We start from the raw sequence: 20,216 nt of genomic DNA on the forward strand, positions 1-20,216 counted from the left end.
ATTAACCAGTTCAAGTGCTCGAACGGAATGAAAGATTTATATAAACCTTATTCTTCCTACAAACGTACGTGCGAGCCGTCACTTAATAGTCGATAGGCAATGGTATAAAATATCGCACAAAAAGCAAAAATAGCGCCCATTGAATACCAGACATTGACGTCAGAATAGCCCAAAATCCCGTAGCGGAATGAGTTGACCATATAGACGATTGGGTTCAATAATGAGATATTTTGCCAAAATGGTGATAAGTTTTCCATCGAGTAGAACACCCCGCCAAGATAGGTCAGCGGCGTTAATACAAAACTTGGAATGATGGAGATATCATCAAAAGAGCGGGCAAATACAGCATTGATAAAGCCGCCCAATGAAAACAGAATAGAGGTGCCAAGGACAGTAAATATGGTCACAAATAAATGTTCAATACCCAAATCAGTAAAGAACAGCGCCACGATCGAGACAATGATACCAATCGCTAATCCGCGGAAAATACCACCGCTGATATAGCCCATCAAAATAGCATGTTTTGATACAGGCGAGACCAAAAGCTCCTCGATACTGGCGGTGAATTTGGCACTAAAAAAGCTTGAGACCACATTAGAATAGCTGTTAGTGATGATTGCCATCATAATCAAACCAGGCACGATAAACTGCATATACGGCACACCGCCCATCTCACCCACACGTGGTCCAATCATCTTACCAAAGATGACAAAATACAGGCTCATGGTAATGACTGGCGGCAATAACGTCTGCGGCCAAATACGTAGAATCCGGCGCACTTCTTTGACCAAAATAGTGCGAAATGCAATCCAGCGTTGTGCAAAGTTCATGCGGTATCTCTCCTAAGCGCCTATGCTTGCTAGAGTAAATAGTCTCTAGTGCAAACAGAGTTGCTTATCTGATTATTCTATTTAATATATATGTTGAATGAAGACTTATTAATACGGTCTTGTTATTCATAAAAATTCGTTATAAAGCCCAACTTTCAAAGGTAGCTAATGCTAAAGAGCTACGAGCTTAAAGGTTCATGTAGGCTTTTATCTACCAGACGCATAAACAGCTCTTCTAAACGGTTGGCTTTATTACGCATACTCGCGACCGTAATACCTTGCTCAGACAATTGAGTAAAGACACCATTTAACGACTCACCTTCTGTCAATGTTACCTCAATCGTCAAATCATCCGGCTGCACGACATCCGTCACACCAGTTAATACTATTTGATGTGTTAACGGAGTCGCCACATCAAAGACAAAAGTCTCAACCGATAACTGCGCAAGCAAGTCTTTCATTTCAGTATTGATACGAATTTCACCGTGATCCAAAATCGCGATACGCTTACACAGCTGCTCAGCTTCTTCAAGATAATGCGTAGTTAGAATAATGGTCGTGTTTTCTTCAATATTAATCTGCTCCATAAACTCCCACATTGAGCGGCGTAGCTCAATATCAACCCCAGCAGTCGGTTCATCTAATATCAATAGACGTGGCTTATGTATGAGCGCCCGTGCAATCATCAATCGACGCTTCATACCACCTGAGAGCTCACGCGATTTGCTGTCACGTTTTTCCCAAAGTCCCAAAGCTTTGAGCAACTTCTCTGCACGCGGTTTTGCTTCTTTTGCTGCAATGCCAAAATAGCCTGCTTGAGTAATAAGAATGTCTTCAACTTTTTCAAACTGATTAAAGTTAAACTCTTGCGGTACTACGCCCAAAAACTGCTTGGCTTTTGAGGGATCAGATAACAAGTCCGTACCAAAAATATGGACACTACCCGCTGTTGGCTTAAAGAGCGAGCTGATGATACCAATCATCGTTGACTTACCAGCACCATTTGGTCCCAGTAACGCAAAAAATCCCCCTTGCGGAACCGTAAGACTGACATCTTTTAATGCCGAAAATCCGTTGCTATAAGTTTTGGATAAATTCTGAATCGATAGTGCTGGTACTTCAGACATGAATACCTCTTTATGAATGATTAATCTAAAAAATGCTGTATCAGCATGCCAATTCTTATAATCGTTGCTGTCGTGTATTAATGTGAGGCTTAAGGGAAGCTATTTCAACGGTGGTATATCATAACGACGACATGAGTCCTATCAATCATACATAAAAAAGCACCTACCTCACTATGAGATAAGTGCTTTTTATTTATTGCCTTTTAAAGTGCGATATTAAAGCACCTTAGCCATAAAAACTAGCTGGCTTCACCAACCATATAATCAACGGCATTTTGCACTTCTTCATCAGGAATATCTGCGCCGCCTTTGGCAGGCATAGCATTGAAACCATTGATAGCATGGGTATATAGGGTATCTTTACCTTTTGCTATACGAGGTCCCCAAGCACCCGCATCACCTAACTTAGGAGAGCCAAGCAGTCCTGACGCATGACAAGTTTGGCATACCGCGTTATAGACTGCTTTACCATCACGAGGACCATCGCCTGCAGCTGGACCAGCAGAACGAGCCGTCACGTCACAAACTTCATCTTCTTCAAAACATATTTTGGCAACAGGCTGAATACGAGCAATCAGGTTCGGATATAACGCAATCAATTTTTGTACTTGCGGCGTATCTTGTGGAATTGGCTCTTCAACAGCAGCTGGTGCGGCTGCCGCAGTTGCCTCGGCTGGTGCATCTGTTGCTGTCGCGTCTGCTTGTGCAGTTGCATCAGCAGAAGCAGCGCCATCCGTGGTGTCAGCCGCCGCTTGAGGCTCATCACCTAGCTTTTGAGGGGCATTTTCGACAACCTCTTTGCCTTCTGCGACAGCAGATATAGTAACGGGTGTATCTATAGCACTTTCAGCTTGGCTCACAGCGATACTAGCGATTCCTAGAATGGCAGCTGCCGATAACATAACTACTTTTCTCATTCGTCACGTTCTCTTATTACGTATACAAGGGTCAGCAAGACTTAGACATTCTGTCTGTCCTCCTTTGACAACAAACCGTTGTCAATAGCAAACAGCCATCCCGCATGCGAGCGCACTTGTAATCGGTGATTATAAATATGGATTCTCCCTGACATTATAAGGGAAAAGACGGGTAGATTGCCATGCCTGTTTGCGGACTATGCTGTTTTTTCTTAAAAAACCTCAATAGCTGGCTTCATTCATTGGCTTTATGACTTTTATTTGTTAGACTAAGCGGTCTTTATTTTTAGGCACTTTTGCGCTCGTAGCTCAGTTGGATAGAGTATCGGTCTCCGAAGCCGAGGGTCGTGGGTTCGATTCCCGCCGAGCGCACCAATCATCGTATTACACCCTTCCCTAGCATTACCTAATACCTATAAAGCCCTTATATACCAAAGTATCACATCTTTCAGCATAACTTGCCATTACCTATTAGCACCTATAGAATGTTGTACATACTGTTGTACATACACAACATTCTTTATAGTTTGCTTTCAGAGGGTGTGATAATGAATGAGCGTAAAAACTATTTACTAACTGACAATGCCGTGAAAGCAATCGCTAAGCAGTCAGCACCCGCCAAACGCACAAGATATAGCGATGGAGACAGTCTCTATTTAATTCATGACCCTAAAGGTTCACTTTATTGGGTCATGGCTTATCGCCATCAGTCCGATAAAGATATTAAACCTAAACAAAAAACTCATCATATTGGTACGTATAAACTATCTAAGCAGATGATTGACGCATCATTCAAACCTGAAGTAACACTCAAGCAAGCTCGTATCGAACGCGACAAAGCAAAATTATTACTTGCGGACGGTGTCGATCCTAACGACCATAAGAACAGGCATAAAAACAGCTACGAACAAAAAGATTTGTTCAAAGTCATATCTGAAAGCTATATGTCAGAGAAATCAAAAACCACATCGAAGAACGTGCAAAAGCTACAAGGGTTTTTGGATAATCATATTTTAGAGCACATAGGTGAATATCCTATTAGTGCGATCACAGCGCAAGATATTATTAAGACAGGACTTGCTATTCAAACTAGCTTCGAGCAACAAGGCAAATATACGTCAGAAACCGCGCATAAATCCATGGGACTTATCAGCTCAATATTTGACTATACTATCAATACGCTAGGTTATGACATCGTTAATATTGCCAGCGGACGTAACAAGGCATTAAGGCCACACAAAGCCGAACGCATGAAAGCCGTTGAACAACACCAATTTCCTGAGCTTCTACGCAATATCGACAGCTATGTAGAAAACCATCCAAATGGTCATCAACAAACTGTTGCTGGCTTACAGTTAATGACGCTATGTTTTGTTAGAACTAAAGAATTGAGGTTTTTCGAATGGTCAGAAATCGATTACCATAAAAGTGTTTGGCGCGTGCCAGCTCATAAAATGAAAATGCGTCAAGATCATATTATCCCGCTGTCATCGCAAGCAATGGCAATTATTGAAAGTTTGAGACCACTGACTGAGCGGACGGGGTATGTTTTCTATAACTTCGAGTCTAATAAACCCTATAGTGAAGCTTGGTTCAATCAGGCATTAAAGCGCATGGGCTATACGGGCGACCCCTACCCTAAAATGACAGGGCATGGCTTTAGACAGCTGGCTAGCACGGGGCTATATGAGCTGCAATTTAATGACAACTTGATAGAGATACAGTTAGCGCACCTTGAGCAATCTAGTGTGAAAAAGCGCTACGATTTATCAGCTCATTTAGCCGAGCGTCAAATGATGATGAATAAATGGGCAAACTATCTTGGTGACTTGCGCGCGGGCAAAGCGGTTAGTTTTGACCTTCTAACACCTGATGAATTATCTAAAGAAATTAGTAGTAGAAATAAGCAAGTGACTGATATAGCGCTACATGATAAAGATATCTTGATAAAGATTTTACAAGCGCAAGGTGTATCACAAGAGGTATTGGATAAACTTGCCGAGCAGCTTTGACAATACCATATTAATAATTATCGTCAGCATTGTGCTGGCAAGCCGAACTTGATAGCGTTAATCGCTGTCATAACCGATTGCAAGGCTAGGATTAATTACCCGAACGACAGCACCCGCACCCTTATGCTGTCAGCGCCTTGCTCCTTTTTTATTCAAGGGTGTGAGGGTGCTCTAAATGTTATTTCTTGAGAAAGAATTTTTAAGTTTGGAAGAGGTTAGTCTGTATTTCAACAAAAATGGGTTTAACTTTGATCTAATAGTAGAAAATGACTATTGGCAGATCAGTGAGATAATCAGTGATCTAGTTAAGGAAAATAAATTAAGAGTAGTCATCTATTATGACGGACAGACACGACTCGAACCCCTCAAAAAACTTTCGCATGAAAAGAATCAAAACGACGAAGTGAAAACGGCAAATATACAGGGATACTTTCAGTCAAAATCTCTAATTAAATCTTTTGAAAATAATGCCGGTATAAGTACGGATTTCTCTTACGAAGCTTTTAAAATATTTGAGTTTCAATCCATGTACCAATATGATCCAACAAAATTCAAACACTTCTTAATAGATAACAAAAAAGTACATAGTAATGATCTAAGGTTTATTAAATCTGATTTAGATATATTTTTTGATAATCAACCTTATCAATTAGAGAAAAAATTACAAGCTAGATTAGAGCTTGGAAGAAAGTTATTTCAAGAACAGCGAAATCAAGTCGCCTCTCTAACAACTCAACTTAATAATGCATTGAATATCATCAAAAAAAATAATGAGGTAAATTGTTCATTAGAGGACGTAATTGTGACTAATAAAAAATCACAGTCTTATGATTGGCAGACAATGAACTCATACACGTATCCGCCAGAGCTTCATTTAGCCATGATGATATGGGAAAAAATTTATATCTTAAATGAGATAGACAACAAATATGTGACAGACCACTCTCAACGGTTTAATATTATTGCTGGAAAATTAGGTTTGGATAAAGCCATTCATGGTGAGGCGTTAATCAATAGGTTAAGTAAAATAACCAATCCTCAAAGTAACAAACCAAAAAACGATGTTGAAAATTTAAAAGTCATTAAAGGTTTAAATATAAAGGACTTAGACGACAGTAACCCCAAGAGGTAATCCGTGACCGTTACCCATTGTTTAAAGGGTAACCCTTTGCAGTAACCCCACTACCACCACTTAATATCACTTCATAGCAGGGCATTACCGCCCATTCCTTTAACCGCTATGGAGTGAATAATTATGACCTTAGTTGACCAATATCTAAGAATGGCAGACCTTGCCAACCAGCCCGAACGCAAAGCTAAGACCTACATTACAAAGTCAGGTCAAAAGCGCACCGTCACCGCCAAAGCTGCCACACGCGGCATCACTGGCTTTAGTATTAAGCACATCTACCATCTAATGAATGAAGGTAAATTTCCGAAATGCGTCAAAATCGGACGTGCCAGCTTATGGCGTTTGTCTGATATTAATCAATGGTTAGAAAGTCATAACACTACTAACAGTAGCGAGGTATAAGATATGACTACCTCAAAACAAACCAACAGCCAAGAAAAAGCCCGTGCTGTGAACACGGGCACTGATAATATCTTGCAAGGCTATAAACCGGCCAAAAAAGAACAGCTGGCAGGCGATCCCTTTTTAATCAAACTCTATGACATGCTAGAACCTGAACGGCTGCTATCCGTTACAGACAATACTACTATATATCATGGTGATGAGGTTGGCAAAACTAAACCCACCGCTGGCACGATTGCCCTCACAATTACTGACAAACAAGGCCAAACCGTCGGTGCGATATTCTTTAAACCAAACAGTAAAGACAAACCGGTTGTTATTGATCCAACAGGTTATGGTGCTATTTTCATGGGTAACACTGACCCAAACAGTGAAGTCATCGCTTTTGATAATATCGCTGATATGGTCGATGCATATATCGCGGCCATAGGTCATGATAAGACACTGATCGCCAGCACCAGTAAGCAAAAGCAGATATTCAAGCAAACCGTACACCACTGGAGCAGCACGCGCCGCGTTGTTGTACCTATGACGCTTGATGATAAAGGCAAAAAAGCACTGCTGGCAGGCGTAAAGGCGCAGGCACTTATTACTACCGCTGATATAGTCACGATGCTACAAGCAAATGAAAGCTATGAGTACATCAAAGAGCAGGCAAATATTATCGAGCTTTCCGACACTGTCCGCTACCCTGAATGGCGTAAGGATAGAGCACCGCAGCTGAATGAGCCGATGATTTGTGCTGATGGACGTTTTGAGCTATACCATGATGGACTGTTTTTTGTGAAGTACGATAAGAGCGACCCTAGCAATATTTTATATAAACAAAAAATGTTTGTTTGTTCTCCGATTGAGGTTATCGCCAAAACAAGAGACGCGAGCAGCGAGACATGGGGGCGGTTATTACAATGGCATGATGCTGATGGCGTGCTACACAAATGGGCGATGCCAGCGGAGATGCTTCAAGGCGATGTAAGAGACTATCGGCGCAAATTGGCAAGCTTTGGCTTAAATATTACTACTAATGCCAGACAACGCAGCTATCTCGACACCTACATTCAAGACTACCCTGCTTATACTCGAGGCTTGTGCGTGGATAAATTGGGCTGGCACGATGATCAATACATATTGCCTGATAGATCATTCGGCGGTGATGGTAAGGAATTAATTGTTTATCAATCTACCCATGCGGCGAACAACGCTTTAGCGCGAAAAGGCAGTCTTGATCAATGGCGTGATGAGTTATGCCGCCCACTGGCAGATCAAAGCCGTTTAGTATTCTCGATCTCTTGCGCCTTTGCAGGCCAGCTACTCGAACCACTGGGCATCGATAGTGGCGGTTTTCATATCGTCGGCTCATCGAGTATGGGGAAATCAGTATCGTTAAAAGCAGCGGCCAGTGTATGGGGACATCCAGATAAGTATGTTAAAACATGGCGGCAAACTGATAATGCGCTTGAGGGCACAGCGTGCGAACATAACGACAGCTTTTTAGGACTTGATGAAATCAGCGAGTGTGATCCAAAAATCATTGGTAAGACAAGCTATATGCTAGCAAACGGTCAAGGTAAAGGACGCAGCACCGTCAGCGGCCACAATCGCAAATCATCGACATGGAGGTTGATGTTCTTATCTAATGGTGAGAACACTATTGAGCAACACATGGCACTGGCAGGACAGAAGACCAATGCAGGCATAGAGATACGTGTAGCCCACATTGACGCTGATGCTGGTAAGGGGTATCGCATGTTTGACAGCTTGGTACTGGCGGACACAGGTGAAGCACAAGCGGACAAGATAAAAGCTCTATCAGCTACCTACTACGGCACTGCTGGCATAGCGTGGCTTGAATATATCACCAAGGACAAAGCTATGATCACAACAGAAGCGCAAGTATGGATTGATGAATTTATGAGTAGCTATCCTGATATCAAAGCGCAAGCGTACCGCGTAGGCATCCGTTTTGCTCTTGGGGCCGCCGCAGGTGAAATGGCAACAAAGGCAGGTATTACAGGCTGGCAAAAAGGACAAGCACTGAGCGCAGCGCAAATCTGTTTTGATAACTGGCTTAATAATTACGGTCGCGGTGGTGAGCATGAGCAGCGCCAAATCATTAAACATATTCAGGCGTTTATTGAACAGCATGGGTCAAGTCGTTTTGAACCACGCCATAGTCAACGATGCCCAGACTTTGAGCCTAGAACCTCTAACCGTGTGGGCTATCGCAATACTAATACAGGGGATTACTATTTCTTAATGAATACCTTTGAGATGGAAATTTGCCCACCTTTTAATACTAAAAAAGTTTTACAGGTATTAGACGATGCAGGGCTTTTGATGCGTAATCAAGGTGACCGCAAAGCATACAAGGCACCAAAGACACTTTTTATAGAACGCGATCCATTCTATGCAGTTAAATCTCACATATTAAGTTATGAAACCGATAAAAGCATGGGACTACGGGACTAGCGGGACAGGCCTTTCACAGCAAGAGCTAAACACTGTCCCGCACCCTAAAACATTACTGGGACATACGGGACGGAAAACAACAATTTGCTAACTCTGTCCCGTTAGTCTCAAAAAATGAAAACGGGTTGGGACAGCTCAAAACTAGTAAACACGCGGGCTGTCCCGTTGTCCCAACTGTCCCAAGCAAAAAACTAAGGTACAGAAAAATATTAAGAGGCAGGCGTGTATCGTTTGCCTTTTTTGTGCCTGATGATACTACGCTCATAAGCCCATCAACCTATCTGAACATATTGACTGCATTAACAGATACCCCCAAGTTTGGGGCTAGCGACTTGGCTTTGGATTACCCATACCGCCGTTATTATTGGGCAGCTTTAACACGACAAAAATGGAAGCAAGCGAATTGGGAAGCAAGAATCGCCTTTTTCAAAATATTGGAATCACGCCAATCGCTTAACACGTATTAGATACAGCGGAATCAGAAAAGGAATTTGGAATCACGAGGAAGCAGAAAAAAGGCTGTTATTCACTTATCTAAAAGCTTCATTCAGTTACTCAATAATCTGCTACAAGAACGCTTTTTTTGTCTTTAAGAGTTGACGTGCCGGTATCTCGGTAATCATCCCAACCATAAGACACTAATCAAATAGAATTAAGATTAAGCTGCCTAGTTTAGGCTTGCTTCACTCCCGATTTAGAGGTTACTAATCTGGAGAAACAAAAGGCAAGGCACGACTCCATTCACAAACTGAACGGTTATCGTTGATTAACGATATTCTCTCTGAGTTCTAGAATTAGATTTCCTTACAGATACTGATTTATCTGATAAGATCGCTTTAAAGCTTATTTTATCGATACCCTAGGTAAATATTTTCTAGCGTCAATTTGTCCACAATAAGGCAGTGCAGTTATAGCCTTTATCATGATTAGTAAGAGGTAAAGTATTCTATGAAAAATTTTTTTATTGAAAGGGTACAAATCGAGGGCGGCTTTCTTGATGGGTTAGATACTAGTCTAAAAAACGGTTTAAATACAATTATCGGTGCACGAGGTACTGGTAAATCAACATTTGTTGAATTAATAAGATATTGCTTAGGTATAAAAGGACACACAACTGACTCTCAAGCAAAGGCAGTTGGGCATGCCAGATCCGTGTTAAAAGATGGGCAAATAATAGTAACCCTTTCTGACGGTGTAGAAAGCATTATATATTCTAGAACTACTGAAGGTGAAACAACCCCGCCGATATACAACACACCTAAACTCCCACTAATATTTTCCCAAACAGAGATTGAAAATATAGGGCTAGTTTCAAGTGGAAGACTTAAAATTATTGATGGATTTGTGGACGGTCTAAGTGATTTAAAGTCTCAAGAATTGTCTGCTATCGCGTTAATTGAATCATATTCATCAGAAATACTATCTTTGACATATATGATCAATGACTCTGAAGATAAACTACTGCAACTGCCACCTTTAAAACAACAGCTTAAAGCTTTGGAGTTGGAGGAACAAAAGATTTCGGAAGTATCTAAACAAGCGGCTCAGAAGTCAGTGCAATTGAAAAAGTTAGAAAAAGACTATTTTGAACACTCTGCCATAGTGAGCTATATAAAAGAATATTTAACATCTCAAATGGAATGGAAGTTAGAACTAAATAATAGCCTCAATAAAGCAAAAAAGACTAGCAATTGGCATTATTCTTCCGAAGACCCTTTACTTGAAGTTATACATTTAAAACACGAAGCAATTAAAAAAGTTGAAGAAGTGCTACTAAAAATACAATTAGCAGAGAAAAAAGCTATTGAGAAGATCAATACGAGTCAAAGCTCTATCAGCTCCATAACGCATCAAGGTCAACTCTTAAGAAGTGAAATAGATGAACTACAAAAAGGCTCTGGTGAAATATCAAGAAAATGCCAAAAACTAAGGAACGAAATATTACAATTAGAAGCTGTAGCATTAAGCACTACAGAAAAAAATCAGCAAATCGATAGTGTTAGGAAGGAGCGAAACAAAGCTTTGATACAGCTAGAGCTAGTCCGAACAAAGCGCTCTCAGAAACGTTCTATCGTATGTTCTGAATTATCCTCAGTTCTACAGCCTAAGATTAGAGTTTCAATAGAAGAAGCAAGTCAACTTGAAGATTATCAGCAAGAACTAATCAACGCATTGAAGGGAAGCGGTATCCAATATAATGAGCTTGCACCTATTATAGCTGAGACAATTCCACCAAGAGCTTTGCTTGATATTATAGAAAACGATGATGCTGATGAATTTATTTCGCTGGTACCTATATCAAAAGAGAGAGCTTTCAAAATTATAAGTAGTTTGAAGTTATCAGTTGATAAAATTGCAACAGTCTTATTAGAAGACGAAATAAAATTTGAATTATTAGACGGTTGTGATTTTAAGGATTTTAGTGAACTTTCAACAGGCCAGCGATGTACTGTTATTCTTCCTTTAGTTTTAGAACATAAAGATACTATTTTGATTGTTGATCAACCAGAAGATCATATTGACAATGCTTTTATAGTGGAAACCTTAATATCTGCAATTGTTCGAAGGTCAGGCCAAGGGCAAGTTATTGTTACGACCCATAATGCAAATATTCCAGTATTAGGGAATGCCGCGGAGGTTATACATCTAAACTCCGATGGTACGAGAGGATATATTGTATCTGAAGGTACATTGGACAATCCTAAAATAATTGAAGCTATATCTACAGTCATGGAAGGTGGTAGAGATGCATTTAGAATAAGAGCTTCATTTTATGAACAGTAATTACGAAGAAGCTATAGCTGCCTTATCATCCCCAACGGCGATAGATCGTTTTGATGCTGCTAGGTATTTTATTAAAAATAGTGATAGTAGGGCTACTGATCAGCTCAGGATACAAAGAAGAATCGAAAAAGTCAGACACGTAAAAATGGCATTGGACAAAGCTTTGAATAATATCAATAAATTAGAGACAAATCAGTTATTAACTATAGACCTTCAAGTTGATGAAGCAACTGATGTAGAGAGAAAAAGGTATTTAAAAGCGGAAGCGATCGATGAGTTCTCAGGAATTCTTTTACATGAATTAGCCCCAAAACTCGGCATTCTTGAAGCTACTTTAAATACAGAGTTTCACTCTTTTGATTCAAGTCAGTCTAAAAAGTGTATTGGCAACTTAATGCAAGTTTTCAATGCGATTGAACAACTTAGAATTTCTGCTAGTGCACCTGATAGCAAGGAAGTTGATTTAGCACAGTTGATAAAGAATATTTTAACAGAGGAGGTTCAGGGAACCATAAGAGTCAACTTAGAAGGTAGTCAACCCTATATCATAACGACAGACCCTGCTCTGCTAAGTCTTGCTATTTCTAACGGAATTAGAAATAGCAGTGAATCAATTAATACCCTAACTAACATGAGTGATGATAAAAGTATCACGGTATCTTGGGGGGGAAATGATCAAGAATTCTGGGTGTCTATCATCGATGAAGGAATTGGAGTTCGAGGCAATCCCAATGAAGCATTCACTATTGGGAACACAAATAAAACAGGCCATACAGGATTTGGAATGGGCATTATGAGGCAAGCGATAGATAACTTAGGTGGAACTGTAGAGCTATCTAACATTGAGTCAGGTGGTGCGAAACTAATTTTAAGATGGGGAAATTTTAATGTCTAATCATAATTTTAAAGTCTTAGTAGTAGAGGATGAAGTTGATATTTCTAACTATATAATAAGTGTTTTTACGGCAATAGATGATCGAGTTGAAGTCACTATTGCAGGAAGTCGAGATCAAGCTTTTGATTTTTTAAATGATTCGAACCAATTTTTTGACTTTATTACTCTGGATCTCAAAATCCCAATTGAAAATGATAGCTTTGAAAAATCATCAATACATGGTTTAGCAGTTTTAGGTCAATGTAGACTTAAGGCGCAGGGTACTCCTCTACTCGTTTTTACAGGAACAAGTACTGTAGATATGATAGCTGAATTTTTAGTCTCTTCTCATAGTTCAGATATTTGGGCTGAAGGCCGATCACGATCAACTATCGATCATCTAACTAAAACAAAGATGGGTGATTTTAAAGAAAAAGTAACTGGCATAGTTAAAGCTGTACTAAGTCTCTCTGATATCGAGTTAAATTCTTGTTCTGGTTCCTTACCAATAGAGCACGACAGATTAATTCGAGTTTTTAGTAAAAGTCAAAGAGGGAGTCGTGCTAAAGTTACTAAAATTGGAGGCGGCCTTTCTAATGCAAAAGTCTATTTGGTACACGTAACGAATGAGACAGGAGCTATCGTTTATAGTGCCATTGCGAAATGTGGGCCAATGAAAGATATTAGTGAAGATGCAGAAAATTATGATAGTAAAATAAATAGGTTAAGGCCTGAAGTTACCCCAAGAAAACTTCAGCATATAGAATTCTCCGCCATGTCAAATTCAGGCGTTTTTTATAGTCTTGCAACAGGCTACGATCGTTCTTTCTTCAAGTCTGTAGAAGAAGGTGTAATTACCTCGACAATCAGACAGTGTGTATCTGGCATGTTTGATAGATGGCATGCTACTTCTTCAGAACAGCGTATCAGTATCAAAACTATTAGGCAAAATTTAGTTGATGATAAAACTAGTGAACGTTTGAAAAAACAGTATAGACTTGATTGGGCAAATAGATTTGAGGAATCTAAGGTCCAAGCAAATATAGGTTGCTTTCATTGTGACTTGCATGGTGAGAATATCCTTATCAACACAGATATAAGCTCCGCAACTTTGATTGATTACGGTGATGTATCAGAAGGATCAATCACTCTAGATCCAATAACATTAGAGTGCAGCTTCTTATTTCACCCTAACACAATTAAATATGACTGGCCTACTAAAACTGATATTGAAAACTGGGAAGATATAGACAAATACATTGAAAACTGCCCAATAGCTGAAGATATTCGCTTCTGTAGAGAATGGGCTAAGAATATAGGAACAGGTCCCCGAGAACTTGCTGCATGTTTATATTCATATTCTTTAAGGCAATTAAAATATGAAGATACTAACAAAGAAATTGCTTTGAATTTGTTACAGGCTTCCAGAAGAATTTACGATCAATCTTAAGTGGCTTTTGTAAGAGTAATAGGTCGCTTACTATATTTAGTGTTCTAATAAATCCTGCACATAGTAAAACGAGTTAATAGATGACTGATTGCAGAGTCGTTTAACTTAAACCTTGTTATCAAAGTGATCTCACTCACTCCATTGAATATATAGATATTACTATATTTTTATAAAAATCTAAAATTTTTGTATGTTTTTTAACCAAAACCCTTAGATTGATGGGAGATCCAGATGTTATTAATCGTTAAGATATTAGTTATAGACAGTTAGCAACTGGCTATAGCTAAATCAAACCTTTAACGGAGTAACATATATGAAAATCTTCATGAATAATGGTGGTCAAGGTGCAGGCTGGCCGAGCACAACAGGCAATCCATCAGGTGGTGGTCGTGATAATAACCCACCAAGTAAATAGATAGTCAGATGGTAACTACTAGCTATATTCAGGCCATACGTTCATCGCGTATGGCTTGCTCTTTTAGGTAGTCTGGCCATTCAACACGGTCTTTTTTTGTATTTTCGCTGACATTAGACTCGTAGTGATCTGTTATGGATTCCCATAGATCATAATAATAATCATCATAGGTAATATAGCTATTACTATCAGATTTCTCGCTTTTCTCATATAGTATTTGAAAAAAAGCATAGACTAACCAGATTAATCCAACGAGATTATGATCAAATCCTTCTAAAGCCTTAATATCGGTGCTTTTCAAATACTTGACCATATTATTTTGGCGAAGATGAAGCGCTTTACGAGCCTCATCATCTGTTCTATCCTCAATACCTAACAGCCAATATAAATCCATTAAAGTAATCCACTTACCTTCACTTGTTCGGCGAATATAGTATTCATGCATTCCTTCTGGGTCATTAGTAACAGGCCATTTGATATTGCTGCTTATACCTCTTGTACTTTTGGGCATCTCCTTATATTGCTGGAAATACAGCCAAGTTTGCGACCACTGTAAAAAAGTACGAGACGTACGGGTAAACAGACTACCTTTTTTGCCTAATGAAATAAATTTATTCGTTTTTGAATCATACTGTAATTTATTTGGATCTGGCTTTTTTTGGAACAGATGTCCCAGACTGATCGGATTGACTGATGATGAACATTCGTAATGGTAAAAGTAAGCGTCAAGATGCGCCACAAAGCTCTGCAGTAAATGCATATAAAAGCTTTCTGCGTTCATCTCTACATGAAGCTCATCATTTTTATAACCGAACTCACAGTACAAATAATTTTTGAACTGAGTTATAACTGACTGAGACAGTGTTTGACTAGCGCAAGCATCAATGATCTCTGTATGTTCATACAACTTGCTATCAGGCGATACACCCATAATTCGTAGTAACGCCTGATAGGGTTCCGCTGACATCTCACCTTGTTCAAGATTAATATCTTGTATATTAATGTAGTTATCTACTGGCGTACTTATTAGGTCATTAAATACTTTTGCTACCTGAGACCTCTGCCTAATAGGGGTTTTCAATAAGTTTGTAGTAAGCTCTTTTATTATGCTATTGAAATCAACTCCCGTTTGAGTGATGAAATAAGTTGGCAGCATGTTAAAAATATAACGCTGCTTTTCATCCTCAGTATCGCAAAGGTTAATGTTCTTGTCTGGCATAGCTAGCATCTCTCAATCTCTGTGTTTCCTATCCTGAAACCTCAGCACCCAGCTTCGTATCAAGCATCAATCTAATGAACTTCTTGAACTGATTAGGGTTAGATAATAAGTGCATGGTCATACCTTCATACGCCTCTTGGCTCTCAAACAGCGCATCCATCGCGGCATCAGGATAGCCGCCCAACATAATCTGATCCGTGCTGTTATTACTGAATTGCTTCACGACAATCTTATTTTCCGTGACCTTATCCCAAATGGTGTTTTGAAAATTAACCATATCGTTCTCGGTAAAGTCCTCGCCAGCAAACACCTCATTCAAGCGCTCAATAATCTGCGATAGAAATGCTTCTTTTATATCTTTAGGGGTTGCCGTACCAGCACCGCCGCCTGCTTCAAGCTCACCACTACCCTCTTGTAGCTTTAAGTCCTGCTGATATAGCTTTGAGACGCGGTAATGGCTCATGACAATATTACTCAGATCAACGTCATCTTCATTGTCCACGCTTTCGCGCAGTAGCGGCTGTAGGTTACGTGCGTATAGACTCAGCTTTTCCAGCTCTTTATCGTCATAGTCCACGATTTGTGACATAAACTCGTATTGACGGGTGAATGTACCTAAGTCCTTTTTAAAGATCTCCAGCGCATCTTGATCGGCCTTGAAGCCTTTGTAATCATTTTCGGCATTGGTCATCAGTACCACATCGCCCGTCGCTTTGGTGCGCTCAAGCATCACCTTGGCATGCTGTGCTTGCTCGCGCGCCAACTTATAGCGCTTCTGCCAACGCTCAACCGCAGGCTTGCAGATATTACTAATGGCCGCGTTAGACTTATTCTTGCTATAGAAGGCTTCAACAAACTGCTCGACCTCATTCCATAAGAAGATGCCGCTGGCACGCAGCTTCTCATACAAGTCATACACCTGATCAGGATCGGACACGTCAGCTAAGGTTGCCGTCTCATAATACGGCTGGAAGGCCTCTAAAATATCTTGCGGGTCATTAAAGAAGTCGAGCACAAACGTGCCGCTCTCCGCCTTACCCTTATAGGTACGGTTAAGCCGTGAGAGGGTCTGTACGCAGTCCACGCCTGTCAGTTTCTTATCCACGTACATGGCGCAGAGTTTAGGCTGGTCAAAGCCTGTCTGGAACTTGTTAGCCACCAGCATCACTTGATAGTCATCACTGTCAAAAGCTTTACGTAGGTCGCGGCCTTTGAGGCCAATATTCATATTGTGCTCAGTGAATTTCTCACCAAGTAATGCGCCGCTGTCAGGGTCATTATCATTGAAGGTAACTTCCCCTGAGAACGCGACCATGGCATTGATGTTTCTATAGCCGTACTCAGCGATATAGTTATCAAAAGCCAGCTTATAGCGTACCGCTTCTTTACGTGAGCCGGTTACTACCATCGCTTTGGCTTGTCCGCCGAGTAAGCCTTTGATGTTGTCATTAAAGTGCTCAATGATGATTTTTACTTTCTGCGCGATATTGTGCTCATGGAGGCGCACCCAGTTATTAAGCTTGATCTTAGCGCGGCGTGCATCGACCTCATCATCTTCGGCGGCCAGCTTTTGTTTGAGCTGATAGACCACTTTATAGTTGGTGTAGTTTTTTAGCACATCTAAGATAAAGCCTTCTTCAATGGCTTGGCGCATTGAATAGACATGATAAGCAGCTGGCAGGTTATCTTTCGATGCTGGCAAGTTAGGATTAGGAAGCCTTCCAAACAGCTCAATGGTTTTAGGCTTGGGCGTGGCAGTAAAGGCATAGTAGCTTAAGTTGGGACTGCTACGGCGAGCAGCTAACGTGGCGTCCAAGATATCTTCGCTAGATAGCGGCTTGTCATCGTCTGCATTACTCTCTATATCACCTGAGACCAGAACTTCTTTAAGCTGGCGTGCGGTTGAGCCTGTCTGTGATGAGTGTGCTTCATCAGCGATGATGGCATAACGGCGCGACTTTAGGACGCTTGAATCTTCAATCGCTTTAAGCACAAACGGGAAGGTTTGAATAGTCACGATAATAATTGGCTGCGAGTTCACCAGTGCGGCAGCCAGCTGCTCAGACTTTGAGCCGTCACCTTCTTTTCTATTGATTTTACCAACCACGCCATCGGCATGTTCAAACTGATAGATGGTTTCTTGTAGCTGGTCATCAAGCACGGTACGGTCGGTGATGACGATCACTGAATGAAACTGTTTATCGCCGTCGCTGTTATACAAGGTCGATAGCTGATGCGCCGTCCATGCGATAGAGTTAGACTTGCCTGAGCCTGCGCTGTGTTGAATGAGATACTTTTGCCCAGTGCCTTCAGTCACGGCAGCATCAACCAATTTGGTCACCACATCCCATTGGTGGTAGCGCGGGAACATCATGGTCTCGCGTTTAGACTTGCGTCCAATCGCGTCCTCTTCTTCCTCTATCTGCAAGTGCATAAAATGGCCGAGAATGGCCAAGAGATTGTCTGGGGTGAGTACTTCATTCCATAGATAATCAGTAGCATAGCGGCTGCTATCGCTGGGCGTATCATTACCCGCGCCGCCTGCTTTAGTGCCTTTATTGAACGGTAAGAAGTAGGTGCTGTCACCTGCCAGCTTCGTTGTCATATAGACTTCATATTGGCTGACGGCAAAGTGAACCAATGCGCCGCGCTTAAACGTCAGTAGCGGCTCAGGTTTTTTAGTATCAGGGTCTTTTGGCAGGCGGGTCTTCTTATACTGAGTAATGGCGTTTTGTACCGATTGCTTAAACTCCGACTTTAGCTCCATCGTCGTCACGGGTATGCCATTCACGAATAGCACGACATCAATACGGTTACGTTTAGCTATCTTGCCATCAGTGCTGTCTTTTAGGCTGGCATGAGGGCTATAGACTACTTCAGGGACAACACGGCATATATTAGCCTCATAGCGTGCCATGATCTCAGGGTTGAGACTGTGCTCAGGCTTGAACTGGCATAATGAGAAGCGCGCGTTACGAATCTTTAAACCATGACGCAATACGCCCAATGTGCCATAAGTACGCGACGCTCTATCGGTTGAGTGCTCATCAGCTTTGTTTAACTGCTTAACCAATGCGTCGATAAAGTGGCGCTCAGAGTCGATAGGAAAGGTACGGCAAAACTTCTCCCACTCTTGCGGCTGGGTGTTCTGCACAAAGTCCAGCACGTCTTGCTCATATAGCGCGGTCTCTGCCTGATAGCCGCTGGCATGACCCAACTGCCAGCCTTGCGTTTGCATTTGAGTGACGATATCGGCTTGGAAGACAGATTCATAGGTGACATTTTGCGCATTAATAGCAGTATTGGTCTGGGTCATGGTTTGACTCTTATTATTAATTTATGAGTTGGGCTTATGAGATCAGCCATACTTTATTGATTTCAACGATCTGATGCTCTCTACCTTCGATAACTTCCGTTCTTATATTTTTGCTAGGGTCAGTCTCTTGCAGTATTTCTATGTCGTAGTCATCAGTCATATCATATGCCTGAATATGCCTATTAAGTGTCCACTTAAAAGCATCTAAATATTTGGCAGTAGTCTCGTTATAGTGAATAGAGCTTTGAATACTGTCGTTGGGCTGCTCATCTACTGGCTCAAACGTATTTTGATAAAAGTCTTTGTAATCTTCTATCGCGCAAACCACTTGGGATCGACTAATGTATTCTTCATATAGCCAAATTTGTAGATAATAAGGAGTTTGCATATCTTCTAACGAGCCTTTCCATGACTGATAGATTTTTTGCAGGTTTTTAATTAGCATGTATTCACAGTCGCCTGTTGGCTCAGGATATATAGTATTACCTAAAGGCAAGCGCGACCATGGTTGTACTCGAAATTTAACGTAGTCTCTTTTTTCTTGATTCAGCAATTCAATATCAAGACTCTTACGATTATCACCCCACTGCTCAATAGCACGCTTACGGCGATTTATACCTCTTATTTTGCGATACCTTATTTTCTGCTTTTCCATACTTTTATCCCTCTCTATCAAAATCTGTAGAGACTACAATAGTATTTCTTGCCATATCTCCAGACTTTTTAATTAAGTTAAAACTGGTCAAGCTTTCAAAATGATGAATAGCAACTACTTCAGCAAATAGCATGTACATATAAAATAGAGCAGATACGATAGAAAATAGAGAGTAATTAAATATCGCCCAACCAACTGCTATAACACTAAGTATGAAGTTTCCAGCAATCAGACAAGCACGAATGCTAAAACACTTTTTTTTCAAAATATACATCTTGGTCGGTATGATAATTTCATCATTACGAATAACCACCAACTTATCTTTATTTAAAAATCTTAACTCCGAAATGGTCAGTAAGCGCAAATCTTTCTTCAATAGCACTTCAACTTGCTCCCACGTAAAACCTTTTAGATAAGTAATATTATTTATCTCTAAATCTTGCAGATATTTCTTACTGTTCTTAATATCTTCCTGTCTATCAAGAACACTTTTCGTCTTCTCTAAGTCGCCTTTTTTTTCAGAAATTCTATCCGTTATTATCTTATAGCTGATACCAATAAATGCACAGAGTGCCATTATTATCTGAGTCCAAACACTAGCGTCCATCTATACA

General features: G+C 40.6%; 14 protein-coding genes and 1 tRNA gene. 8 read left to right on the forward strand and 7 right to left on the reverse strand.

Annotated elements, in window-relative coordinates; translation table 11 throughout:
- Positions 1-56 precede the first annotated feature (56 nt).
- From JMX75_RS02040 to JMX75_RS02050, 3 genes are all read right to left on the reverse strand, one after another.
- Positions 57-830: an ABC transporter permease gene (locus JMX75_RS02040; RefSeq protein WP_020442790.1), complete on the reverse strand. Its 774-nt coding sequence runs from the start codon at positions 828-830 to the stop codon at positions 57-59.
- Between the two features lie 179 nt (positions 831-1,009).
- A complete protein-coding gene (locus tag JMX75_RS02045; RefSeq protein WP_201530717.1) occupies positions 1,010-1,957 on the reverse strand; it encodes an ABC transporter ATP-binding protein in 948 nt (315 codons plus the stop codon).
- A 239-nt stretch (positions 1,958-2,196) separates the two neighbouring features.
- Complete coding sequence (locus JMX75_RS02050; RefSeq protein WP_011512827.1) at positions 2,197-2,874, reverse strand: c-type cytochrome; 678 nt, start codon at positions 2,872-2,874, stop codon at positions 2,197-2,199.
- A 298-nt stretch (positions 2,875-3,172) separates the two neighbouring features.
- On the opposite strand from JMX75_RS02050, the gene JMX75_RS02055 reads away from it, so the two are divergent.
- The 8 genes from JMX75_RS02055 (at position 3,173) to JMX75_RS02090 (ending at position 13,997) form a co-directional block, all read left to right on the forward strand.
- Positions 3,173-3,249 (forward strand) — tRNA-Arg (locus JMX75_RS02055).
- A gap of 173 nt (positions 3,250-3,422) precedes the next feature.
- Positions 3,423-4,886: a tyrosine-type recombinase/integrase gene (locus JMX75_RS02060; protein WP_201530718.1), complete on the forward strand. Its 1,464-nt coding sequence runs from the start codon at positions 3,423-3,425 to the stop codon at positions 4,884-4,886.
- 175 nt (positions 4,887-5,061) lie between these two features.
- Positions 5,062-6,018: a hypothetical protein gene (locus JMX75_RS02065; protein WP_201530719.1), complete on the forward strand. Its 957-nt coding sequence runs from the start codon at positions 5,062-5,064 to the stop codon at positions 6,016-6,018.
- Positions 6,019-6,141: 123 nt separating this feature from the next.
- Complete coding sequence (locus JMX75_RS02070; RefSeq protein WP_201530720.1) at positions 6,142-6,420, forward strand: helix-turn-helix transcriptional regulator; 279 nt, start codon at positions 6,142-6,144, stop codon at positions 6,418-6,420.
- A gap of 3 nt (positions 6,421-6,423) precedes the next feature.
- Positions 6,424-8,889, forward strand: a complete 2,466-nt coding sequence (locus JMX75_RS02075; RefSeq protein WP_201530721.1) for a DUF927 domain-containing protein — start codon at positions 6,424-6,426, stop codon at positions 8,887-8,889.
- 948 nt (positions 8,890-9,837) lie between these two features.
- A complete protein-coding gene (locus JMX75_RS02080) occupies positions 9,838-11,673 on the forward strand; it encodes an AAA family ATPase (RefSeq protein ID WP_201530722.1) in 1,836 nt (611 codons plus the stop codon).
- Positions 11,663-12,568, forward strand: a complete 906-nt coding sequence (locus tag JMX75_RS02085) for a sensor histidine kinase (protein ID WP_201530723.1) — start codon at positions 11,663-11,665, stop codon at positions 12,566-12,568. Before JMX75_RS02080 ends, JMX75_RS02085 begins: the two co-directional genes overlap by 11 nt.
- Positions 12,561-13,997 (forward strand): response regulator, encoded by a 1,437-nt coding sequence (locus JMX75_RS02090; RefSeq protein ID WP_201530724.1) that lies wholly within the window; start codon positions 12,561-12,563, stop codon positions 13,995-13,997. The genes JMX75_RS02085 and JMX75_RS02090 overlap by 8 nt, the downstream gene beginning before the upstream one ends.
- Positions 13,998-14,440: 443 nt before the next feature.
- Here the strand turns inward: JMX75_RS02090 and JMX75_RS02095 are convergent, their stop codons facing one another.
- Genes JMX75_RS02095 through JMX75_RS02110 form a run of 4 tightly spaced genes read right to left on the reverse strand, consistent with a single transcriptional unit; the run spans position 14,441 to position 20,209 of the window.
- A complete protein-coding gene (locus tag JMX75_RS02095; protein ID WP_201530725.1) occupies positions 14,441-15,631 on the reverse strand; it encodes a hypothetical protein in 1,191 nt (396 codons plus the stop codon).
- A gap of 28 nt (positions 15,632-15,659) precedes the next feature.
- Complete coding sequence (locus JMX75_RS02100; protein WP_201530726.1) at positions 15,660-18,947, reverse strand: type I restriction endonuclease subunit R; 3,288 nt, start codon at positions 18,945-18,947, stop codon at positions 15,660-15,662.
- Between the two features lie 34 nt (positions 18,948-18,981).
- Entirely contained in the window at positions 18,982-19,602 is a 621-nt protein-coding gene (locus JMX75_RS02105) for a hypothetical protein (RefSeq protein ID WP_201530727.1), read from the reverse strand.
- 4 nt (positions 19,603-19,606) lie between these two features.
- A complete protein-coding gene (locus JMX75_RS02110; protein WP_201530728.1) occupies positions 19,607-20,209 on the reverse strand; it encodes a hypothetical protein in 603 nt (200 codons plus the stop codon).
- Between the last annotated feature and the right edge of the window lie 7 nt (positions 20,210-20,216).

This window comes from Psychrobacter sp. LFX-11D (genome assembly GCF_904846475.1).
GTDB lineage: Bacteria > Pseudomonadota > Gammaproteobacteria > Pseudomonadales > Moraxellaceae > Psychrobacter > Psychrobacter cryohalolentis.